Source organism: Streptomyces sp. NPDC051677, assembly GCF_044453465.1.
Taxonomy (GTDB): Bacteria; Actinomycetota; Actinomycetes; order Streptomycetales; family Streptomycetaceae; genus Streptomyces.
In genome coordinates this window covers 61,846-83,804 of record NZ_JBITCT010000035.1, presented here as the reverse complement: position 1 = coordinate 83,804, position 21,959 = coordinate 61,846, and the positions used below count along the sequence as shown (strand labels likewise).

The 21,959-nt window shown below is 69.6% G+C and carries 14 protein-coding genes and 1 pseudogene; 3 read left to right on the top strand and 12 right to left on the bottom strand.

Features of this window, described 5'->3' with window-relative positions; genetic code table 11:
• Window positions 1-16 precede the first annotated feature (16 nt).
• The 3 genes from ACIBAF_RS33290 to ACIBAF_RS33280 are packed head-to-tail and all read left to right on the top strand — an operon-like array spanning window position 17 to window position 3,328.
• Window positions 17-1,147: a monodechloroaminopyrrolnitrin synthase PrnB family protein gene (locus ACIBAF_RS33290; protein ID WP_399467923.1), complete on the top strand. Its 1,131-nt coding sequence runs from the start codon at window positions 17-19 to the stop codon at window positions 1,145-1,147.
• 41 nt (window positions 1,148-1,188) lie between these two features.
• Window positions 1,189-2,505: an FAD-dependent monooxygenase gene (locus tag ACIBAF_RS33285; protein ID WP_399467922.1), complete on the top strand. Its 1,317-nt coding sequence runs from the start codon at window positions 1,189-1,191 to the stop codon at window positions 2,503-2,505.
• Entirely contained in the window at window positions 2,480-3,328 is an 849-nt protein-coding gene (locus tag ACIBAF_RS33280; RefSeq protein ID WP_399467921.1) for a class I SAM-dependent methyltransferase, read from the top strand. Before ACIBAF_RS33285 ends, ACIBAF_RS33280 begins: the two co-directional genes overlap by 26 nt.
• An 18-nt stretch (window positions 3,329-3,346) precedes the next feature.
• Here ACIBAF_RS33280 and ACIBAF_RS33275 read toward each other — a convergent pair whose 3' ends face one another.
• The 12 genes and pseudogenes from ACIBAF_RS33275 to ACIBAF_RS33220 form a co-directional block, all read right to left on the bottom strand.
• Window positions 3,347-3,838: a flavin reductase family protein gene (locus tag ACIBAF_RS33275; protein ID WP_399467920.1), complete on the bottom strand. Its 492-nt coding sequence runs from the start codon at window positions 3,836-3,838 to the stop codon at window positions 3,347-3,349.
• Window positions 3,839-3,954: 116 nt separating this feature from the next.
• Window positions 3,955-4,644 carry a hypothetical protein gene (locus ACIBAF_RS33270; protein ID WP_399467919.1) on the bottom strand — a complete coding sequence of 230 codons (690 nt, stop codon included), beginning with the start codon at window positions 4,642-4,644 and terminating at the stop codon, window positions 3,955-3,957.
• A 141-nt stretch (window positions 4,645-4,785) separates the two neighbouring features.
• Window positions 4,786-6,630 carry an asparagine synthase (glutamine-hydrolyzing) gene (gene asnB / locus ACIBAF_RS33265; RefSeq protein ID WP_399467918.1) on the bottom strand — a complete coding sequence of 615 codons (1,845 nt, stop codon included), beginning with the start codon at window positions 6,628-6,630 and terminating at the stop codon, window positions 4,786-4,788.
• 171 nt (window positions 6,631-6,801) lie between these two features.
• Window positions 6,802-8,262, bottom strand: coding sequence for an ABC transporter ATP-binding protein (locus tag ACIBAF_RS33260; RefSeq protein WP_399467917.1), 1,461 nt, complete (start codon window positions 8,260-8,262; stop codon window positions 6,802-6,804).
• A complete protein-coding gene (locus tag ACIBAF_RS33255) occupies window positions 8,259-9,029 on the bottom strand; it encodes an energy-coupling factor transporter transmembrane component T (protein WP_399467916.1) in 771 nt (256 codons plus the stop codon). Before ACIBAF_RS33255 ends, ACIBAF_RS33260 begins: the two co-directional genes overlap by 4 nt.
• Window positions 9,026-9,640 (bottom strand): MptD family putative ECF transporter S component, encoded by a 615-nt coding sequence (locus tag ACIBAF_RS33250; RefSeq protein ID WP_399467915.1) that lies wholly within the window; start codon window positions 9,638-9,640, stop codon window positions 9,026-9,028. Before ACIBAF_RS33250 ends, ACIBAF_RS33255 begins: the two co-directional genes overlap by 4 nt.
• A 43-nt stretch (window positions 9,641-9,683) precedes the next feature.
• On the bottom strand, window positions 9,684-10,403 hold the full coding sequence (locus ACIBAF_RS33245) for a thioesterase II family protein (protein ID WP_399467914.1): 720 nt from the start codon (window positions 10,401-10,403) through the stop codon (window positions 9,684-9,686).
• Between the two features lie 302 nt (window positions 10,404-10,705).
• Window positions 10,706-11,101: pseudogene (locus tag ACIBAF_RS33240) on the bottom strand (ATP-binding cassette domain-containing protein); the annotation flags it as partial.
• Window positions 11,102-11,105: 4 nt separating this feature from the next.
• On the bottom strand, window positions 11,106-11,771 hold the full coding sequence (locus tag ACIBAF_RS33235; RefSeq protein ID WP_399467913.1) for a hypothetical protein: 666 nt from the start codon (window positions 11,769-11,771) through the stop codon (window positions 11,106-11,108).
• An 83-nt stretch (window positions 11,772-11,854) separates the two neighbouring features.
• The gene (locus ACIBAF_RS33230) at window positions 11,855-12,940 is read right to left on the bottom strand and encodes a Gfo/Idh/MocA family oxidoreductase (RefSeq protein WP_399467912.1); all 1,086 of its coding nucleotides are present in this window, start codon (window positions 12,938-12,940) and stop codon (window positions 11,855-11,857) included.
• Complete coding sequence (locus tag ACIBAF_RS33225; protein WP_399467911.1) at window positions 12,937-17,298, bottom strand: amino acid adenylation domain-containing protein; 4,362 nt, start codon at window positions 17,296-17,298, stop codon at window positions 12,937-12,939. Before ACIBAF_RS33225 ends, ACIBAF_RS33230 begins: the two co-directional genes overlap by 4 nt.
• Complete coding sequence (locus ACIBAF_RS33220) at window positions 17,295-21,932, bottom strand: amino acid adenylation domain-containing protein (RefSeq protein WP_399467910.1); 4,638 nt, start codon at window positions 21,930-21,932, stop codon at window positions 17,295-17,297. The genes ACIBAF_RS33225 and ACIBAF_RS33220 overlap by 4 nt, the downstream gene beginning before the upstream one ends.
• Window positions 21,933-21,959: the final 27 nt, after the last annotated feature.

Below are 21,959 nucleotides of genomic sequence, written 5' to 3'. Positions count from 1 at the left end.
AACACCTACCGCGGACATGAGCGATAGAGCCGCACCGGAAGAGTTGGTTCATATGCATCGCACGGCAGATATAGACGTGACTTCCGAGGAGCGCAACGAGAAGGTCAGGCAGCTTGACCCGCTGAAGCTGGACGACGATCTTCGCACCTTGCCGAAAATGAACCAATGCGCGGACATTGCCGCGTTGGCGCGCGTCCTCGGTGGAGCGCTGCCCTCCGCGGAGAGCATCGCCGCTTTCACGGTGCCGGAGTGCCTCGCCGCCATGCGCGACTTGGGCATGTACCTGGGCAGCCTCAAAAGACATGGAGTGTCGGCCTTTGACATAATCCCTGACGCGACCAGATCATTCGAAATACTTGGGCGGCGTACGCACATGATTCCGCGGGACACGGTGTACCACTACACGTGCTGGAATCCCACGGGTGAACGTGAGCGGCTTTACAGCGGGTATCAGATGGAGCGCAATCTGATCGATGCGGTACGCAGGTGCATACCGGATCTGGCGCATGCCGTCGAAGTGGGACGCTCCCTCCAGGACGAAGAGCCGGGCAGTCCTGCGCACGCCGACAGGATGGCATCCCTTGCCTCATCCATCACGGCAGCCGACAAGGCAATGGGCACGGTCACCGCACAAGTCACCCCTGAATTCTTCGCCCATGTGCTCAGACCGTTCTTCGAAGACGTCCACATATCGGGTGAGAAGTACATGGGGCCGGCCGCGGCGCACGTCCCGCTCTTCCTCATCGACATACTGTTATGGGCATCCGATCGCGGCAGCAAGGAGTACCTGGGTTTTTGCAACGAGGTGGCCCTGCATACTCTGCCAAGCTGGCGGGAGCGGTATTCGGAGTGGACGGAGATGCCGTCCATCACCTCGCGTCTCACGGCGGCACTCGGTGATTCCGGGTCATCGCCCGAGGCCGATCATGTGCAGTCCAGCGCACAAGCCCTGAGAAAAGCTCTCAGATCGCTCACTTCGTTTCGCGGAAAACATCTGGTGATGGCTCGGCGCGCCTACCATGCAGAGATTCGACTCTATGAACTTGGCAGTGGCGGCGGAAGCGTAGAGCTCCTGGAGGAGATCCTCACCCTCACCCGGCAGAACGGGGCCATGATCGGCTCCGCCGCGGCGTCCCGCGCGCAGTGAATTCACATGCCGCCGCGACCTGAAGGAGTGAAGTGCCGGCGATGAAAATCACGATTGTCGGGTCCGGGATAGCCGGACTGACCACCGCAGTCAGTCTTCACGCGGCAGGATTCAAAGACATCACCGTCTTCGAGGCCGACCGCGACCTGCGTTCACTGGGGCTTGGACTGAACATATTACCCAACGCTGTTCGTGAGCTTGCCGAGCTCGGACTACTGGAGCAGTTGCAACAGCGGGCCATCCGGACACAGGAATTGGTGATGTACAACCCGCATGGCGATCTTGTGTGGCGGGAGGATCGCGGACTTCCGGCCGGCTACACATGGCCCCAGCTCTCGATATCTCGCTCTCAACTCATTTTGACCCTTGCCGCGGAGGCCCGGCGCCGCTTGGGCGACGACGCCGTCATCACCGGCGCTCGACTTGTCGGCCTCACCGACGAGCCCGGTAGGACCTGCGGAATCTTCACAGACCAGGACGGTTCCAGACGGACCGTCGAGACAGACGTACTCATCGGCGCGGACGGCATTCACTCGGCCGTGCGAGCGACGCACTACCCCGCTGAGGGCTCTCCCCCGTCCAACGGCATGACCCTTTACCGGGGAACTGCTTGGGCAGACACGTTCCTGACGGGGAACTCGATGGTGGTCCTGGGTGATGACAGAAGGCGACTCGTCCTGTACCCGATAGACAAGGACGAGACAACGAATAAAAATCTGATCAACTGGGTTGCCGCATTTCCGAACGCGGAAGCCGATGCACGCAACGCGCGCTCAAGCGGCACCGCGGAAAAGCGGAAGGCTGTACTGCGTCAATTCGGTACATGGTCACCGCCGCAGATGGATCTGGCACGTCTCCTTGAGAACACGTCGCCCATACAACGGTATCCGATGATCGACCGGGACCCTGTCCCGCAGTGGACGTTCAACAACGTGACACTCCTGGGAGACGCTGCCCACGCGATGTACCCTGCCGGTTCCAACGGAGCCACACAGGCCATCATCGATGCGCGCGTGCTTGCGTGGCACCTTGCCGCACACTCCGACGTGGGCGACGCTCTGCAGGCATATGAGGACGAACGCCGGCCGCAGATGACGGAGCTCCAGAAGAGCAATCGCTCCATGGGGCCGGAAAGAGTACTCACCCTGGCCCACGAAAGGGCTCCTCATGGATTCGACGACATAAAGAACATCTTCAGCGAAGAGGAACTCGCAGAGATCTCCCGCAGCTATGCCGTGACCGGGAAATTCGATCAGGACTGGGTCAATTCCAGGCCCTCGCTGTCCGTCAACGTCATGGACCGGCCACACGGCGCAACACCTGGAGTGCACAGTGACAGACACCGCCCGGCGGGATGACAGGTCCGAGGCCGTCAAGGAGACCAGCTTCATCACCGCCGTCATCAGAGCCATGGAAAACGCTCACCCTGACCCGTATCTGGTGGATCGTCATGCAGAGCTGCTGAGCACGCCGCGGTCGAAAATGCTGGCAGCGGAAGCACTGGCCGCCGGCGGCACCGTCGGATCAGTCATCGTGCGAGGTCGTTTCGGTGACATCGCACTCCGGCAGGCAGTCGCCGAAGGGATCACACAGGCGGTCTGCCTGGCCGCGGGCAGTGACACTCGCGCCTGGCGTCTTGGCCTTCCTTCCGACACCCGGTTCTTCGAAATCGATCTGCCGGGCCAGCTGGAAGCAAAGGAGATGCTTCTCGCGCCGGTCAAGGACCAGCTTGCCTGCCGTCGCGTCTCTCTCAGTGAAGACCTTCGCAGCGAGATCTGGCCACACCGACTCATAGCCGCAGGCTACGCCGTGAACAGGCCCACCGTCTGGATCGTGGAAGGGCTGCTTCCGTACTTGCAGGTCGAACAGTTCACTCGGCTGATCACGGACGTCAAGGAAATATCGGCCCCCGGTTCGGTTCTGCTGATCGACGCGCCGCACGCGGAGTTCTACCGAGACCCGGACAATGAACAGTTCCTGGCGTTCATGAAATCCCGGGGATCCGCGTTCCAACTCGGTCTGGATGATTTCGCGGACTTCCTCGGCCGGTATGGCTGGCGGGCAGAGGCGTATACCTTGAGGCAGCTTTCCGAAGGTGCATGCGCGTGGTTGCCGTCTCCGCCCGCGCGTCTTTGCCCGCCCCACGACCACCACTGGCTCGCCCGCGCATATCTCGCTTGATCCCGGGGTTCGACGCGCCTACTCGACCGGATGCCCCGGCTCGATCGTGAGCGCGTCCGAGAGCCGCAACAACGGCCCGTCGTCGTACTTCTCCTGGCCGCCGGCCTGCACCGGGTCCAGGACGAAGCCGACGTGGTCGCCCCCGTCGATCCGCTGCTCGATCCTGCCGACGAACCACGCGCAAGCGTCCCGGAGGACGACGGCCCCGCCGTGCCGCTCCGTCCACTGCGTGTGCGCGAACTTGTCCACCCGGTCGCCGGTCTCGCCGCCGAACAGGGCAGCCAGCTCGTACCGGTCCGGCGTCAGCAGATGCACGGCGAGGAAACCTGCGGCGCAGGCCACCTGGTACGTCCGGTTCGCCTTCGACAGCCACACCACGAACCGAACCGGCTGCATGGAGCACTGCGAGGCGAACCCCACGAGGCAACCCGCGCGGTCGCCGCCCGCCCGGGCCGTCACCACGCACATGTCGGGGTCCAGCCGGTCGGTGAACGCACTCATGTTCGGCATGCCCATGCCCCCTCCAGTCGTGCGGCGGCAACCATCCCTGCGTCCGGCGAGTACCTCATCCCCGCTCGTCATCCATCCTGGTCGCACTTCACCCGCCGCGCCGGGCGGCGCCTCGACTAGGACCCCTGGCGCGCCGCCTGCTGGAGGGCCCGTTCGAGGGCCGGGCGGCCCTGGCCGAGGAGGGTCTTCTCCAGGCTGTGGTCGTCCGAGCGGCCGGTCCGCTCGCCGTGGGCGAAGGAGTCCGTGTCGAGAACCTGCCCGCACCACTCGCCACGCCCGACGACCTGCTCGTCGAACGGCACCACCGCCCCTTCCCCGAGCGCGACCCACCGCTCCTGCTCCCAGCGCAGGGCGAGGACGTAGGTGTGGCCGGGTACGACGCGCGGGGCGTCGCCGGTCAGGTCCGGGACACGGGTCGTGCCGTCGCCGCGGAGCACCTTCCAGCCGGCGGCCACATAGTCGAGGGTGGCTCCGACGGTGGGGTGGGGACGGGTGCGGGAGCTGAACGGCCGGGCCTGCACGGTCAGTTCAACGGTTCGCTGCAGCTGGAAACCGTACGCTCCGGCCGCCAGTTTCTCCCGCCCGCTCTCGCGCTCCCGTACGGCCCGGCCGACGACCACGACATCGGCGTACCGCACCCAGTCCTGGGCGGTCCCGGACGGATACCGATCGGTCGCGAGCCCGCACCCGTTCACGGTGTCGAGCGCCGGCCAACCGACGAGGATGCCCGCCGTGACGCCGACAGCGGCCAGGACGGCAACGGCGGGGCGCCCGGCCGCCCCGGCCGGTAAAAGGTTTCTCCGCATCCGATGATCTTGGTGGCGGCGCAATCGACAGGCTGTGGCGCACGCCACATTGCCGGTCACAGGCCTGTCACATACATGTCACAGCCCGCGACCGGCACGGCGGCTTCGGTCCGGAGCCCCGCGGAGGCTCAGTCCAGTGACTCAGTCCAGTTGCAGTTCGGGCGCGTGCAGTTCCAGCCAGGTGTGCAGATCGAGGACGCGCTCCAGGCCGGCCCGTACGGCGGTCGACATGCCCGCGGGGTCCTGCACCATGACCTGCTGTGCCCAGGCCCGGTCGACCAGCGCGAACACCTGCGCATCCGGCTCCGCGACGAGTTCCTTCACCTGCTGCTGAAGCATCGCCGCGTAGCCGGGGTTCTGGGGCGACGGGTACGGGCTCTTGACCCGCTCCACCACGGACCGGGGCAGGGCGGGCGCCGCGGCCTGTCGCAGCAGGCTCTTCTCCCGGCCGTCGAACGTCTTCATCGACCACGGGGTGTTGTACACGTACTCGACGAGCCGGTGGTTGCAGAAGGGCACCCGGACCTCGAGCCCGACCGCCATCGACAGCCGGTCCTTGCGGTCCAGCAGGGTGCGCACGAAACGCGTCAGGTGCAGGTGGCACATGGCGCGCATGCGCCGTTCCTGCTCCGACTCCCCGTCCAGGTACTCGACCTCGGCGAGCGCCGTCTTGTACTGGTCCGCGGTGTAGGTCCCCACGTCGAGCGTCTTGCGCAGCCCGGGCTCGATGTGGTCGGTCCGTGCCGCGAGGCTCATCGGGGGAATGAACATCATCCACGGAAACGTCTCCGCGTGGAGCGCCGCTTCGATGTGGAACCAGGGGTATCCGCCGAACACCTCGTCGGCCGACTCCCCCGACAAAGCCACCGTCGACTGCTCTCGGATCGCCTTGAACAGCAGATACAGCGAACTGTCGAGATCGCCGAAGCCATTGGGGATGTCCCGGGCGGTCACGGTCGCGCGCCGCACCGCGGGATCCGAGAGGGCGCCCGGATCGAGCACCACGTCGTGGTGCGCGGACCGCACATGCGCCGCGACATCCCGCACGAACGGCGAATCGGGGGTGTCGCGCATCTCGTCGGGGACAAAGTTCTCCTCCTGGCCGACAAAGTCCACCGAGAACGTGCGCACCTGCTCGCCCCGCAGCGCCAGCCGCTGTGCCGCCAGGCCGGTGATCGCGCTGGAGTCCAGCCCGCCGGAGAGCAGGACGCACTGCGGCACGTCCGAGATCAGCTGCCGGTCGACGATGCCCGTGAGCATCTCCCGCACCCGCGACACGGTGTCGTCGAGGCTGTCGGTGTGCTCGACCGCGTTCAGCCGCCAGTAGGTGCGCTCCCGAAGCCCGTTGCGGTCCACGGCGATCAGCGTGCCGGGCAGCATCTCCCGCATGCCCTTCCACAGCGCCCAGCCCGGCGTCTTGGTCTGCGCGAACAGTTCCCGCAGCCCGTCCGTGTCGACGGCCTTGCGCACCAGCGGGTTCGCCAGGATCGCCTTCGGCTCGGAGCCGAACAGCACACCGTCCCGCGTCGGGTAGTAGTAGAGCGGCTTGATCCCCATGCGGTCCCGCACGAGAAGCAGCTTCTCGTCGCGCTCGTCCCAGATCGCGAACGCATACATGCCGTCGAGGTGGTCGACGACGCTCTCGCCCCACTCCAGGTAGCTGCGGAGCACCACTTCGGTGTCGCTGTCCGTCCTGAACGCATGCCCGAGCGAGGTGAGACGATCCCGCAGTTCCTGGAAGTTGTAGGCCTCCCCGGAGTACACCAGGGCGATGTCGCCGGCCGGCGTGCTCACGCTCATCGGCTGTACTCCGCCGGGCAGGTCGATGACGGCGAGGCGCCGATGCCCCAGGCCGACGTGCGTGCGCAGATAGGTGCCACGGCCGTCCGGCCCACGACAGGCCATCGTCTCGGTCATCGCGTCGAGCGCGTCACCCCGACGGGTCAGATCGGCGTCGAAGGACACCCATCCTGCAATCCCGCACATTTCACAACTCCATTTCCATCAGGATTCCGTACGTTTCTCATCAAGCAATTCAACAGAACTCGTGGAGCGAGAAAGTGCGTGCACGAATACCCGCAGACTAGTAATCGTGGCCTTGGCGCGGCAATGTTCATTGCACCCGCTTTCACGTGAATTTCTCACAGGGGTCCGCGGTCAGCGGATCGGGCGCAGGTGCAGTTCCTGGTCGGCGGCGAGGGTGAGCAGGTCGGCGTCATGGCTGATGAGGACCACCACCGCGCCGCCTTCGGCGACGTCGCGCATGGTGCGTGTCATCGACTGCAGGTGACGGCGGTCGACGCCGGAGCTGGGCTCGTCGAAGATGACGATGCGCCGACCGCTCAGGCGGGCCGTGGCGACGACCAGGCGCTGCTGCTGACCGCCGGAGAGCGACAGCGGGTGACGGTCGCCGAAGCCGTCCAGGTCGAGAGCGGCGAGCACGGTGGTGGCGTGGTCCGCGTGGTCCGACGTCGCGCCGAGGCGCAGTTCGGCGGTGACGCTGTCGGTGAACAGCTGCCGCTGCACGTCCTGCATGACGATCGCGGACTCGCGCTGCCGCCGGGAACGGGAGAGCGGGCGGCCGTCGAGCAGCACCTGGCCGGTGTGGCGTTGGAGCCCGGCGAGGATGCGGGCCAGGGTGGTCTTGCCCGCGCCGTTGGGGCCGGTGACGGCGGTGATGGCGCCGACGGGCAGATGCGCTTCGGCGATGTCGAGGGCGGGGCGTCCGCGGAATGCGCAACGGATGCCCCGCAGTACGACGCCGGCGCCGTCCGCGTCCGGCCCGGGTGACGTCGTGCGGGCGGCCTGCTCGGTTTCGTTCGGCGAGGTCTGTGCCGGTCCGACGCTGGGGCCGCGGGCGAAAGCCGGTGCCACTGCGGTTCTTTCGGGTGCGTCGAGGCTGCGCAGTCCCTCCCCGCGCAGCATCTCGTCGGTCAGCCCGGCGAATTCGGCTCGTGTCCATTCCCGTGCGACGCGGCCGGCGTGCAGTACCACGATGCGGTCGGCGAGTTCGCGCAGATAGTGCAGGCGATGCTCGGCGATGACGACGGTCGTGCCCAGTTCGCGGACGTGCCGCAGGATCGCGGTGAGATCCGCGATGCCGCGCGGAGACAGGTTGGAGGTGGGTTCGTCGAGCAGCAGCAGCGGCGGGCCGTGGGTGACGGCCGCCGCGCACGCCACCCGCTGTTGCTGACCGCCCGACAGCTCCCGCAACCGGCCGTCGAGATCGGTCAGCCCGAAGTCGGCGACGACCTCGGCGACTCGGTCGCGGATGCGCGGCGGCGGTGTGCCGAAGTTCTCCAGCGCGAATGCCAGTTCGGTGTCGATGGCGTCGGTGAAGAACTGGCGGCGCGGATGCTGCAGCACCGTCCCCGTCATCCGCCCGACCTGTGCGAGATCGGTGATCGGCGCCCCGTCGACCCGGACCTCTCCCTCAAGGGTCCCGTCGTGGAAGTGCGGGATGAGGCCGTTCATCAGCCGCAGCGCAGAGCTCTTGCCGGACCCGCTCGGCCCGCACACCACCACCGTCTCGCCGCGCCGGATGTGCAGGTCCAACCCGTCGATTACGGCGGTGTCACCGCCCTGGTACGCCCATCGGACGTCCTTCAACCGGATCATCGTCCGGACCTCCACAGCAGCGTCGCCGCCACCAGCAGCAGCACCACGACCCCGGCCACGGCGTCGGCGGGGCCGAACCGCGGCGGACGCATGGACGTCGGCCGCGGTTGCGAGCCCAGCCCGCGCAGCAGCGCCGACGCCGAAAGGTCCTCGGCCGAACGCAGGCTCGACGCCATGAGCGGCACCGTGAAGTACTCGATGCTGCGGACGGGATGCCGCAGCATCGACAGCCGGCCGCCGAGTCCGCGCAGGCGCATGGCATCGCGCACCGCGACCGCCTCGGCGACGATGGTGGGCACGAACCGCAGCAGCACGGCGCCGGAGACGGTGAACGCCGCCGGTACCCGCGCCGACCGCAGCGCGGCGGTGAACCGGGTCGGCGAGACGGTACGGATCAGGTGGGCGGCAATGCCTCCCACGGCCACGATGCGCAGCGTGAAACCGCCCATGACCCCGACGAGGCCGAGCACCGGCCAGGGCGCGGCCAGCGGCAGCAGATAGGCCACCGCGGCGGACGCCGCCGCGGCCGCCGGCAATCCGATCGCGCGCCGCCAGGCCCGCTCGGACAGGGCCAGCAGCACCCCGGCGACCAGTGCCGCCGGCACGAACCACAGTCCGCCGGGCGCCATGACGGTGATGCTCGCGGCCAGCAGGATCGTCACCGCGGTGCGCGGGTCGAGCGCCCATCGTCCGACGGCCCCCTCCGAGGTGGCGGGAGCGGCCTCCTTCAGTACCGGCGGGCCGAGCCGCTGACCGGCGCCGGTCACACCAGTCCGGCCTTCCGGAAGTGCTTGTCCAGCAATCGAAGTCCCAGCGCGCCGCCGATCACGCCGAACACCAGCGTGGACAGGTCGAACGCGATCAGCACGGCGGGGGACAACAGGGTGTCCAGGTCCTCGATGTAGTCCGCGCCCATCCCCTCCATGTACGGGCTGGACAGGAATTCGTCACGGGCATAGAACATCGGCAGGAACAGCCCCACGAACCAGGTGCTGAACACGGCATAGGCGAGCACGCTCAACTGCCGTGAACGGTAACGGCCCAGCCACAGCAGCACCTCGGCGACCAGAGCCGCCGCCACCCCGATGACGAAACCGATGGGCGGACTCCCGATGAGCAGCATGAAACCGCTCACGATGACGGCGAACACGGTGACCATGCCGGCGTGCCGCACCCGGGTGAGGAACAGCATGAACGGCACGCCCGCCGCCACGATGCTGGCAAGGCTCGTCACCAGCGTCATCACGGGGCTGATGAATTCCAGCAGGTTGAATATCCCTATCGTCACGATGTAGAGGGCGCCGAAGATTCCGATGTTGATGAGATCCCTCGGGCTCATCCTCACATCAATGCGGTGATCGACCATTTCGACGGTCACGGTGTCATGGTCCTCATCTTGAGACAGTGGTGGGAAGGTGTGCTCAGGGGGCGGACGGCCATGAGATCGCCGAGGTGTCGGACGCCGCGCGCGCGTGCTGTGTGAGGAGTTCGACGACCGGGGCGCGGTGCTCCTCCAGGTAGAAATGACCGCCGTCGAAGGCACGCACCTCGCACGTGCCGTCGGTGACCTCGCGCCATCCCTCGGCTTCCCACTGGTGGATTTCCGGATCCCGGTCGCCGTACAGCACGGTGACCGGGATCTGCAGCTGTCCACCGGGGCGAGGCCGATAGGTTTCGCTCAGTCGGTAGTCGCCCCTGATGATGGGCAGGAACGCCTGGATGAGCGAGGCGTTGTCGAGGATGTCCCGGTGCGTTGCCTCGGTCCGGCGCAATTCCTCGACCAGCTCTTCGTCGCTGCCGAGATGCACCCGGCCCGGCCGGGTCAGCTTCGGGGCGGGATGCCCTGACACGATCAGTCCCTTCGGCGGTGCGCCCACCGCCGACTGGTGACGGGCGAACTCGTAGGCGACGACGGCGCCCATGCTGTGCCCGAACACCAGGGTCGGAACGGGCGGGCCGTCGGCCGGCAGGTCGGCCGCCAGTGCGGCCGCGATGCCCTGGATGTCCGCCGGCACCGGATCGGAGAACCGGTCCTCCCGGCCCGGATACTGGGCGGCAAGGAATTCGACGTCCCAGGGGGCCGCCTCAGTCCACGACCGGTAGTAGCTCGCGCTGCCGCCGCCGTGCGGAAACAACAGCACTCGTGCCCGGGCGTACGGTCGTGGCGTGAGGCGGCGAAACGCACCGAGGTGACGGTCCCCCGACAAAGGATCGAACATTTCGACTCATTCCCTCGCTGCTGGTGCCATGGAGATGTTCCAGAAGTCGGCGTAACGCCCGCCGCGGTCGAGCAGTTCGTCGTGGCGACCATCACGACGGTGCGGCCCGCCGTCAGCCGCTCGATGCTCTCGTGGACGGCCGCCTCGTTGACCGGGTCGAGCGCGGAGGTCACCTCGTCCAGCAGCACGATCGGCGCGTCCTTCAACAGCGCACGGGCGATCGAGACGCGCCGGCGCTCGCCGCCGGAGAGCATCGCGCCGCCCTCGCCGACGTTCGCCGCCCACCCGTCGGGCAGCCGCTCGACGGCCTCGTCCAGCCGGGCCGCCGTCGCCGCCGCCCGCACCTCGGCGTCAGTGGCGTCGGGACGGCCCAGACGCACGTTCTCCTCGATCGCGCCGTCGAACAGATACACGCTCTGGAAGACGATCGCGAACTGCGCCATCAACACCTCCGCATCGACGTCCCGCACGTCCACGCCTCCCACCCGCACCACGCCCGCGTCCACGTCGTAGAACCGCGCCAGCAGCTGCAGCAGGGTGCTCTTCCCGGCGCCGGAGGGGCCCACCGCGGCGAGACGCCGGCCCTGCGGCACCGACAACGACAGGCCGTCGATCACCATGCGCTCACCATGCCGGAACGCGACCTGTTCGAACTCCAGGCCGTGGCCCGCCGGCCGCAGCGGCTTCGCGGGCTCGGGCAGCGGCTCGGTGCGCAGCACCGCGTCCAGCCGCGCCAGCACGGACTGCGCGCCGCGGAGTCTCCCGCCGATGTCCGTCAACGACAGCAGCGGATCCGCACCCGAACGCCGACACCAACTCACCCGGCGTGTGGGCGATGAACGGATGCACCGCGCTCACGTCCTCCCCCACCACCTTGGCCGGCTCGCCCGTCCGCCGCCGGGAGAGCCGGCCGATCGGCACCCGCCCCAGCCGCGCCGCCAACCGCCGACGAAACGTCAACTGCACCCGCCCGTACAGGATGTGCCCGACGCCCGACGACGCAGCCGTGAACACCAGCCGCACGAACAGACCCACCGCGCCCAGGACCACCACGTCCCACACGTGGTCGTGATCGACCGGGCCGGACGCCAGCAGAGTGCGCCCCAACTCCACCACCGCCAGCAACGGCGCCAACCCCGCGACGGCACCGATGACCTGCAGGACCACAACGGCCGCGAAACTCCCCACATGGGGGCGTAACAGCCCTCCCATGCTCTGCTCCACCGCTGCATCGGCGTCCGATGACGGCTTGGAACGCTCCCTCGCCGCATCTGGGTCGATTGCGTTCATCGCTCTCCCATAGATTTCGAAACGCGTTCCGATATTACTCTGCCTCGAAGGGGATCGATGGGCTGCCGGCAGAGCGGCACGGCCTACAGATCGGCGACCGTCAACGGGTCTCCGGGTTCGGGGCGGGCCACCTCGGGATAGCCCAGTGCCTCGGTCAGTTCCTTCCAGGCACGGGCGACGGTCAGATGGCGTTGGCTGCCGCGCAACGGGTCGGCGCCCGTGTCGATGCGCCGACGCAGCTCGTCCAGGGCGGTCAGCACCCCGTGGCCCCACACGTCGTGCATGGCGGTCGCCCAGGTGGGCGTCTCGGCCGCACCCACATAGCCGCCGGTGATGCCGAGACCCGCCGGCCACCACTCCTCCGGGTCCGACCGGCTCGGGAGGAACTGTCCCGCCGCGTCGGACGGCATGCGCAGCACCGGGCTCCAGATCACCGGGCCGTGGGTGTTGGCCAGCATCAGGTTGCCTGCGTCGGTGCCGACGGTGATCCGGTGCAGCAGCAGGCTGCTGCTGTCGTCCCCCTCCTGCATGCGGTTCTCCACGCGCAGCGTCAGCGGAACACCCGCGATCTGTCCCTCGACGCTGACGAAGGGGCGACCGGTGTGGCCGGTGATCGGAGAGATCGACCAGGGCCGCAGTCCGTCGAAGATCTCGGCCAGGATGTCGAGCAGGTCGAAGGAGACCTGTACCGCGCACAGGGCGTCGATGAACACCGGCCTGCGCAGCTGGACCAGTCGGCGGGCGGCCGCGGTGAACCGTCGGACCGGCTCGAGATGCGGGTAGAAGGTGTTCACCTGGTACTGAACCCCGACTCGGCGCGCCAGCCGCAGGCAGTCGGCCAACTCGGTGGGGTGCACCGGATGTTCCTGCAGCACATGCACTCCGCGCTCGAGCAGGGCCTGGGCCAGTTCGACGCCCCGTCCGCCGCCGACCGCGGTCGACACCACGACACAGGCCGCGTCGATGTCGGCGGGCAGTTGCTCGACCGTGTCGTACAGCGGGACGTCGTACTCCTTGGCGAGCGCCACCGACCGGGCGCTGCCCCGGGCCACGATGCCGGCGAGCTGGAAGCGCTCGGGGTCGGCATGCGCGAGGGCCGAGAGGTACACCTGGCCGAAGCGCGTGCCGCAGACGACGATGCGCATCGGGCCCGACGTCGCGCGCGTCATCGGCGGCCGGCCTGCGGCGTCGTGACGGCGTCCGTCGTCCGTGTCAGGTGCGGGGGTCGAAGGCAGCTGAAGTGATCGCCCGGAATGTCGACCACCGTCAGGTCGCCCAGGCACACGTCGCGCCAGAAACGGGTCGTGTCGTCCTGCATGCCGGGGAGGAGGTGCCCGGACTCGACCGGGCGGAGGAAGGTGATGTCGCCCGCGTACGGTTGTGGCTCGTAGCGGGTCACGGCCTCGACGGTCCGCGTGAACACGGCGTGTGCGGCGGCGACCTGTGCGCGGTCGCCTCGCGCCGGCTCCGAGTCGGCGAGGGCGTGATGCAGTTCCGCGCGCCGCTCGTCGGTGTCCCGCTGCGCGAGGGCACGGAACCGTTCGGCGACCGATTCCAGCTGTTCGTCGCCCGCCAGGCGTCCGACGGCGCCTTCCGCCAAGGCGGTCGGCGAGTCGGCCAGGACGGTGGTGAGGGCCCGGGCGAGCGCCGTCTCGTCGGCGGGCCAGCCGAGAGCGGCCGGGTCGGCGCCCATCGCCCGGGCGAAGGCGTAGTCGACCATGAGGTCGTCGTGCAGGGCGTACGGAATGCAGGGGCTCGACACGAGGGTCAGCCGCCGCACCGTCACGTCGGCCTCGCTCAGGGCTCGGGCGAGTTCCAGGGCGATCGGGCCGCCGAGGCAGTAGCCGATGATCTCGACGTCGTCGTGGCCGGCGGCCTGCACTTCGCGCGCGTAGTCGGCGGCCAGTTCCTCGACGGGGTCCGGCGCGGCAAGGGCGGGGCAGCGATCGCCGTCGGGTACCGCAAGGCCCAACAGCGGTACGTCCGCGCCGAGTCCGGCGATCAGCGCCTGGAGCGGCGCCAGGGTTCCCGTTCCGTCGTGCACGAGCAGGCGTACCGGTTCCCGCCCCGATCCTGCCACGGGGGTCAAGGGGATCAGGGGCGACTGCCGGGCCGTCGTCGTCATCGCTTCGGGGGCCTGCTCCGGCGCGGCGCCGGACCGCAGCGACTGCGCCAGGCCGGCGACCGTCGGCGTGTCCAGCAGCACGCGCAGCAGCACATCGAAGGTGACCTGTGCGGCCTCGGGGATTCGTTCGCGTACCTGCCCGACGAACTGTGCCGCCAGCAGCGAGTTGCCGCCGGCGTCGAAGAATCCCAGGTCGCGGCTGGGCGGCTCGCTGCCGAGGACTTCGGCCCACAGCTGTGCGAGCTGTCGTTCGACACCCGGCCGCGGCGGCTCGGTGGGCTCGCCCGGCGCGGCGCCGGCCGTCGGCGCCGACTCGAGCAGCCGCTTGCGGTCGACCTTTCCGTTCGGTGTCAGCGGCAGCGTCTCGACGATCCGCACCCGTGCCGGAACCATGTGCGACGGCAGTCGTTCGGCCACCCATCCGATGAGCTCGGCGGGATCGACGGATCCGGACTGTCGGCCCGGTATCACGAAGGCGATCAACGCCCGCTCGAACGCGTCGCTGCCCGCGGCCAGCACCACGCAGGTGCCCACCATGGGGTGTTCGCCGAGCGCCGCCTCGATCTCGCCGAGCTCGATCCGGTGTCCGCGGATCTTGACCTGTTGATCGGCGCGGCCGAAGAACTCGATCTCGCCGTCGGGCAGGTAGCGGCCGAGATCGCCGGTGCGGTAGAGCGGCTCGGCCGTCTCCGGGTGCTGGAGGAAACGCTCCGCGGTCCGCTCGGGGTCGTTGAGATAGCCCGTCGCGAGGCCGATGCCCGCGATGTACAGCTCGCCGACGACCAGGTCGGGCCGATCGCGCAGCGCGGTGTCGAGCACGTGAAAACGCTGGTTCGCCAGCGGAGTTCCGTACGGGATGCTGCGCCAGTGCGGTTCGACGGTCTCGATGCGATGGTGGATCGACCAGATCGCCGCCTCGGTCGCCCCGCCCAGACTGACCAGTTCGGTGTCGGGCAGATGCCGTCCGGCGTGGCCGGGCAGCGACAGCGGGATCCAGTCCCCCGACAGCAGCGCCAGCCGCAGGTCGGCGAGTTCGGCGGGTTCGACGTCCAGGTAGTGCATCAGCATCTGGAGCTGGGCGGGGACCGAGTTCCAGAGGGTCACACCGTGGGCGGCCACCATCGCGGCCCAGTGCGAGGGGTCGCCGCGGCGAGCGGGGTCCGGCAGCACCAGGGGGGCGCCGACGGCGGGCGGGCCGAACAGGTCGTAGACGGACAGGTCGAAGCTCAGCGCCGCCAGGCCCAGGACCCGGTCGGAGTCGTCGACGGCGAAGCGCTGGTTGATGTCGTGGACCGTGTTGGCCGCCGCGAGGTGACTGATCATCACTCCCTTCGGCACGCCCGTCGAACCCGAGGTATGCATGACATAGGCGAGCTGGTCCGGTGTCACCTGGGGGCCGTCGGGAACGTCGGCCACCGGGATCGGCTGCACGCCGGTCACGTCCACCGCCCGGACACCGGGCGGCAGCGCGCCGACGGTGTCGGCGACGACCGCGAAAGCGGTGCCGCTGTCGGTGAGGATGCGGTCCCGGCGGCTGACGGGCTGGCCGAGGTCGACCGGAACGTAGACGCCGCCCGCGAGGAGCACACCGAGCACGCCTACGGCCTGGTCCCGGCACTTGTCGATCAGGACGCCGACGAAATCGCCGGGGCGGCATCCGGCGGCCCGCAGTCGCCCGGCCACCCCGGCGGCGCGGCCCAGCCACTGCCCGTAGGTCAGCGTCCCGGCGGGGTCGATCACCGCGACCCGGTCGGGGAAGGCGCGGGCGTAGGCCACGAGCGGCTCGTGGAGCAGACAGTCGGGGGCGGGGGCCGCCGTCGCGTTCACCGCGGTCCGCAGGGTGCGCTGCCGGTCCGGCAGCGGCTGCGGGTCCACCGCCGCCCATGGCTCGTCGTGCCCGGCCAGCCGGCGCAGGAGTCCCTCGAACGCGGCGAACATGTCGTCCACCATGCCGTCGGGGAAGACTCCTTCCCGCACGTCCCAGTTCATGTCCAGGCCGCCGAACTGGTCGCCCACCTGGCAGTCGATCCACACCTGCGGTGTCTGGCTGATGCCGTACACCGGCCGCGGGTTGCGGCCCGCCGGCGACTGCGTGGCGCCGCCGACGCCGATGCTGCCGGTGAACACCACCGGCAGCACCGCCGCCTCCCGTCCACGGCGGCGGGTGAGCTCGCGCAGCACCTCCACGCCGCTGTACAGCCGGTGATCGAGGTCGTCGAAGATCCGCTCGCCCAGTGCGCGGGCCCGTTCGGTGAGACTCGTCCTGCCTTCGGCGTCGACGGCGAGCAGGCTCAGCGAGGTGAAGTCGCCGAGCAGCCGGTCCACGTGCGGATGCAACGGCATCCGGTTGAGCACGGGCAGCCCGAGACAGAATCGTTCGGTGCTGCTCCACCGGCCGATCGTCTCCGCGTAGGCCGCCAGCACCGCGTTGGCCGGTGTGATGCCGTGCTCGGCGGCGCGCGCCTTCAACGACTGCCACAGGCGGTGGTCCAGCGTCGCCGTCAGACGACGGAAACGCGGCGGGGTCGTCGCCGGATCGTGGTCCTCGCGCAGCGGCAACGCCGGCGCCCCGGGCAGCTCGTCGATGCGGTTCCACCAGTACGCGCGGTCGCGCTCGTGGCGTTCGGTGTCCCGCAGTCGGCGCTCGGCGAGGACGTAGTCCCGGAAGGTGGCGTCCACGGCGGGCAGTTCACAGTCCGGCTGCTGGTAGCGACGGTCCAGCTCGGACAGCACCTGCTGCATGCTGAGCCAGTCCAGAGCCATGAAGTCCACCGACACGTGCAGCACGCTGCGCTCGGCGGTCAGGGTCAGGCGCAGTTCGTGCATGGGGCGCTCACCGGCGGGGTGCACCTTGTGGGACAGCTCGTCGCGCACCACGGCGATGGCCTTTTCGACCGTGTCGCAGGAGGCTCCGCGTACGTCGGCGACCGTGATGCCGGTGTCGTGCAGTACGGGCAGGACGCGCTGGGCGCCGTCCTCGGAGATGACCGTCCGCAGGGTGTCGTGGCGTCGCACCAGGCCGTCCCAGGCCTGTTGCAGCCGCCCGGGGTCCAGATCTGCCGGGTACTCGAACTCCAGGTAGATGTGGCAGGAGACGCCGCCGTAGTCGAAGGCCGCGTTGCGGCCGAACAGGTAGGCCGACTGGATGTCGGTCAGCGGGAAGGGCTCCTCGCGCGCCTCGGGCCGGGCCTGCCACACCGGGTCGTCGCCGGGCGGCGACGCCTGCGGGTGCGCGGCCGTGTCGGTCATGACGGCCAGCAGCTCCGCCTTGCGGCGGCGCAACTCCGCCAGGCGTTCGTCGGTCATGGCCCCGCGGGGAGCGCGGAAGCGCAGCTGTGGTCCTTCACGCCACAGGCGGATGCCGGCGCGTCGGAACTCGTCGAGCAGGTCGTTGGCGTTCACACCGCACCCTCTTCGCACTCGTCGCTGTTGCCCCAGCTCTCGATCGGCCGCTCGCCGCCGGCGGAGCCGAGCCGGTCGATCAGCACGCTCAGGCCTGCGACGGTCGGTGTGCGCATGACCTCGCGCATGGGCAGTTCCACGCCCCACGCCTCACGCACCTCGGCGACGAAGCGCGTCGCGAGGAGGCTGTCGCCGCCGAGCCGGAAGAAGTTCTCCTCCCGGCCCACCGCGTCCAGCCCGAGCAGCTTCGTCCACCGTTCGGCGACGAAGGTCTCGGTGGCGCCCTGCGGTGGATCGCCCGCGTCGCGGGGCCGGTCGACGGACTCTTCGAGCACGGTCCGTATCTGTCGCCGGTCGACCTTTCCGTTGGCGCTGAGCGGCAGCGCGGGCAGCACCGCGAGGTGGGCGGGGACCATGTGTTCGGGCAGCCGGTCCGCCGTCCATCGGCGCAACTGCTCCGCGTCGACGCCGCGGGCCGTCGCGCGCCGGTCGGCGGCCAGCAGGACTTCGCCGGTGGTCTCGGTGCGCAGTACCCGCACGTCGCACAGTCCGGCTGCGGCGCAGGCTTCCGCCCAGCGCTCGCGGCCGTACAGCCAGGCGGAGTCCGGCCTGCCCTCGTCGAATCTGCCCGCGCGTGCCTCCAACGGCAGTGCGGTCACCAGCGCGAGCGGCGTCGGGTGTTCGCGTTCGAGCAGGTAGAGGCGGCCACCCGGCGCGAGCAGCAGTGCCATGGTGGCGACGGCCGTCTCCGGGTCCGGCATCCGGTGCAGGACGTTGTTCGCGACGACGGCGTCGAACACGTGGACGTGTTGTGCGGCGATCGCGGCGGCGCCCTGCACCGCGGTGTGCGTCTGGTGCCCGTGCTCGCGCAGCAGCGTCTCGGCCTTGGCCAGCGTCGGCTTCGAGGAACCGAGCAGGGTGTACTCGACCGTGTCCGAGGCGAGTTCCGTGAGCAGCCTCGCGGTGCCGCGGCCGCCGGCCACGTCCCACTCCGCGACGGCCGACGGTTCGCTGCCGCCGGTTCGCGCCCGCAGGTCGTGCGCGACGGCCCCGAGGCAATCGGCGGTTCCGGGCATCAGGTCGTTGAGGGCCTCCGGCGCCAGTACCGGGTCGTCGAGGAGGGCGGTGGCGTCGGCGTCGCCGGACATGATGGCCGCGTAGAGCGGTCCGGCCCATTCCAGTGCGGTCGCGACGGTCTCCAGGCGCGTCCCGTGGGCGGTTTCGCGCACCTGTTTGATCCATGTCGCGTCCGTGGCCTCGCCCCAGCGGGGGCCGTGCTCGTACCCCGCGCCGGCGCGGCCCGTCAGCACCGAGCGCCGTGCGAGGTACTCCAGCCAGACGTCCACGACCGGGCGCTGCACGGCGCAGACCGACGTGTTTCCCGCCTCGGCGGCGTCGGGCCCGATCAGCGGTGCGACGACGTCGGCCAGGAGCACCTCCACCAGCCGGTGCTCGAGCAGCTGGGGATCGGACTGCGGCTGCCCGTCGGTGGTGGGCGTCGGGGGCGGCAGGAAGGCGTTCTCGTGCTGCCCGCGCCCGGCTGTGCGATCCGTGTGCGCCTGGACGCGGTCCGGGGCCGAGGAGCGCTCGACGACGGCGGCGACCAGTTCCCGACGCCCTTCGGTGAACGGCACGGCCACGGCCTGCGCCACCGTGGGGTGCGCCTGCAGACAGGCTTCGATCTCCCCCAGCTCGACCCGGAAGCCGTTGATCTTCACCTGGTGGTCGAGGCGGCCGAGGAACTCCAGGTTGCCGTCGGGCCAGTACCTTCCGAGGTCGCCGGTGCGGTACCAGCGCTCGCCGTCCTGCCGGGGGAAGCGGGTCGCGGTCAGCTCGGGATCGCCGCGATAGCCGAGCGCGACGCCCGCACCGCCGATCCAGAGCTCGCCGGGCACCCAGTCGGGACAGTCCCGGCCACGGCCGTCCACCACGCGGAACTTCTGGTTGCGCAACGGTTTTCCGTAGGGAATCGAGCGCCAGCCGTCCGGTACCTCGTCGACCTCGTAGGCGTTCGACCAGATGGCGGCCTCGGTGGCGCCGCCGAGTGCGATCAGCCGACATCGGCCGCTGGAGGAGCGGGCCAGTCGGCCCGGCAGGTCGAGCCCGATCCAGTCGCCGGACAGCAGGGCCAGGCGCATCGTGGCGGGGAGCGCTGCGGCGTCGGCCGCGGTCAGCAGCATGTCGAGCAGGGCCGGGACGGTGTTCCAGACGGTCACCGCATGGCGTCGGCACAGCGCCAGCCACTCGTTGGCATCGCGTCGGCCGGACTCCGGCACCAGGACGGCCGAGCCGCCCACCGCGAGGAATCCGAAGACGTCCCACACCGAGAGGTCGAAGTCCAGCGCGGACACCGCCAGCACCCGGTCGCCGGCCCCGATGCCGAACCGTTCGTTGACGTCCTCGACGGTGTTGACCGCGGCCCGGTGGCTGACCTCGACCCCCTTGGGCAGGCCGGTCGAGCCCGAGGTGAAGATCACGTAGGCGGTGTCGTCGGGGTCGGCGGGCGCCGGTGCGTTCAAGGGGGGCGCGAGCATCGCCGTGTCGATCGACAGGACGTCCACGGCGTCACCGACATCGGACGGTTCCAGGAGCCCGCTGCCGTCGAGAACGACGTGGGCGCCGCTGAGTTCGAGGATGCGGGTCCGTCGCTCGGCCGGCTGGTCGACGCCGATCGGGACGTACGCGGCGCCGGCGGCGAGGACTCCGAGCACGGCTGTGATCTGCTGCGCGCTCTTCGGGGCGATCACGGCGACGTACGACCCGCGGCCGACGCCGCGCTGTGTCAGTGCGCCGGCGACGGCCAGGGCGCCCCGCGCCAGCTCGTCGTGAGCCATGGTCTCCTGCTCGCCCCACAGCAGGGCGGGCTGCCCGGCGCGTTCGCCGGCCCGCTCGAAGAAGGCTGTGTGCAGGAGGTTCTCGGTCACCGTGCGGGTCTGCGCATTGACCGTCTCCCGCCGCTGCTGCTGCTCGGCGGGCAGCGGGAGCTGCGGCAGCGTGGAGTACCACTCGCCGGCAAGCAAGCCACGGACCAACGCCTCGTAGGCCGACATCATCGTGTCCAGCACACCGGCCGGGAAGAGCTCCTCGACGGCGTCCCACACCAGCAGCACACCGCCGTCGCGGGTGCGATAGACCTGGTGGTCCAGCCAGATCTGCGGAGTCTGGGAGATCATCCAGGTCGCCTCGCCGAAGCGGTCCGCGAACGGGTCCGGGACCAGCGGTGCGGACAGGTCGCAGGCGAAGACGACCGGCGCCGTGCGGGGCGCGTCCAGGTCGGTGCGGATGAAGTCGCGCAGCACGTCGACGCCGGAGTAGGCGGAGTTGCCGATGTCTTCGTGCATCTGCCGTTGCAGGGCGCGAGCGCAGTCGGCGAAGCTGTCGCCGGACAGGTCGACCTCGACCAGGACCAGCCCCGTGAAGTCGGCCACGATCCGGTTGATGTCCGGGTGTGCGTCGAGGTCGCGATCGAACAGCGGCAGGTTGAGCAGGAAATGCTCGTCCCCGCTCCACCGCGCCAGGATCATGGCGAACGCCGTGCCGAGCACCGCCGAGGGCGTCAGACCCGCCTCGCCGGCCCGCCGCTCCATGAGGCGCCACTCGTCTGCCGTGAGGCCACAGGAGCGGCGGACGAACCTCGGTACGGCTACCGCTTCGGGGTCGACGGCCAACGGCAGCTTCGGTCCTCCCGGCAGCGACGGCAGCCGCTGCTGCCAGTACGCGCGGGCCTGTTCGCGTTCCGGAGCGCGCATCCGCTCCTGATCGGCGAGGTAGCGGCCGAAGGTGTAGGCGAGGTCGTCGAGGCCGTCGGGGTTGTCGTAGAGGACGGCCAGGTCGGCGAGCAGCACGCGAATGCTGGCGAGGTCGGCGGCCAGGAGATCGACGTTGAAGTGGAGCCGATCCGTGCCGTCGGGGAGCCGGGTCAGCTGGACGTCGATGACCTCGCCCCGGTCGACGTCCAGGCGGCGGTGCGAGAGCCGGTCGCGAAGGGCCAGTGCGGCCTGCGTCGCCTCATCGCCCGCGAGAGCGCGGAGGTCGTGGACGGTGACGCCCGGCCAGGGGGATTCGGGCACGATGTGCTGGGTCGCGTCGTCGGCGAACGACACGCGCAGCATGGGATGCCGGGTGATCAGGGCTCGGACGGCGCTCTCGAGACGCGCCGTCTCCACCCGCGCCCCGTCGAACTCCAGGTAGGCATGACAGCTGACGCCGCCGAGCGGCTGGTCGTCGCTGCGGCCTATGAGATACGCCTGTTGGACCGCGGTGAGCGCGAAGGGCCGATCCGCTCGGTCGTCGTGCTCCGGCTCGGGAAGCGGCGTCGGCAGTGCGGGGGCGGCGGCGCCGGTGTCGGTTTCGGTGTCGGTGTCGGTGTCGAGCAGGTCGAACCAGGCCGACAGCCGGGGGTCGTCGGAGAGCTGCGCGAACTTGATCTCAATCCCGGCCCGGCTGAGTCGATTCGCCAGTCGCATCATCTCGAGTGACTGCAGGCCCAGCTCGAAGAGGTTGCTGTCGTCGTCCTCCGTGGTGAGTTCGATGCCCAGCAGCTCGGACACCACGCGGCGCAGGGCGTCCCGGTCCATCCCGGCCAGGGTGGCGACGGCAGCGCCCGCGCCGCGGTCAACATTCTCCGATGACATTTCCAAGCTCCCTTGCACGCGATCGGC

Excerpts from the sequence above, each read along its gene's own strand:
- ACIBAF_RS33290 (WP_399467923.1), top strand. The coding sequence starts at position 17 with ATGAGCGATAGAGCCGCACCGGAAGAGTTGGTTCATATGCATCGCACG.
- ACIBAF_RS33285 (WP_399467922.1), top strand. The coding sequence starts at position 1,189 with ATGAAAATCACGATTGTCGGGTCCGGGATAGCCGGACTGACCACCGCA.
- ACIBAF_RS33275 (WP_399467920.1), bottom strand. The coding sequence starts at position 3,838 with ATGCCGAACATGAGTGCGTTCACCGACCGGCTGGACCCCGACATGTGC.
- ACIBAF_RS33270 (WP_399467919.1), bottom strand. The coding sequence starts at position 4,644 with ATGCGGAGAAACCTTTTACCGGCCGGGGCGGCCGGGCGCCCCGCCGTT.
- asnB (WP_399467918.1), bottom strand. The coding sequence starts at position 6,630 with ATGTGCGGGATTGCAGGATGGGTGTCCTTCGACGCCGATCTGACCCGT.
- ACIBAF_RS33260 (WP_399467917.1), bottom strand. The coding sequence starts at position 8,262 with ATGATCCGGTTGAAGGACGTCCGATGGGCGTACCAGGGCGGTGACACC.
- ACIBAF_RS33235 (WP_399467913.1), bottom strand. The coding sequence starts at position 11,771 with ATGAACGCAATCGACCCAGATGCGGCGAGGGAGCGTTCCAAGCCGTCA.
- ACIBAF_RS33230 (WP_399467912.1), bottom strand. The coding sequence starts at position 12,940 with ATGACGCGCGCGACGTCGGGCCCGATGCGCATCGTCGTCTGCGGCACG.
- ACIBAF_RS33220 (WP_399467910.1), bottom strand. The coding sequence starts at position 21,932 with ATGTCATCGGAGAATGTTGACCGCGGCGCGGGCGCTGCCGTCGCCACC.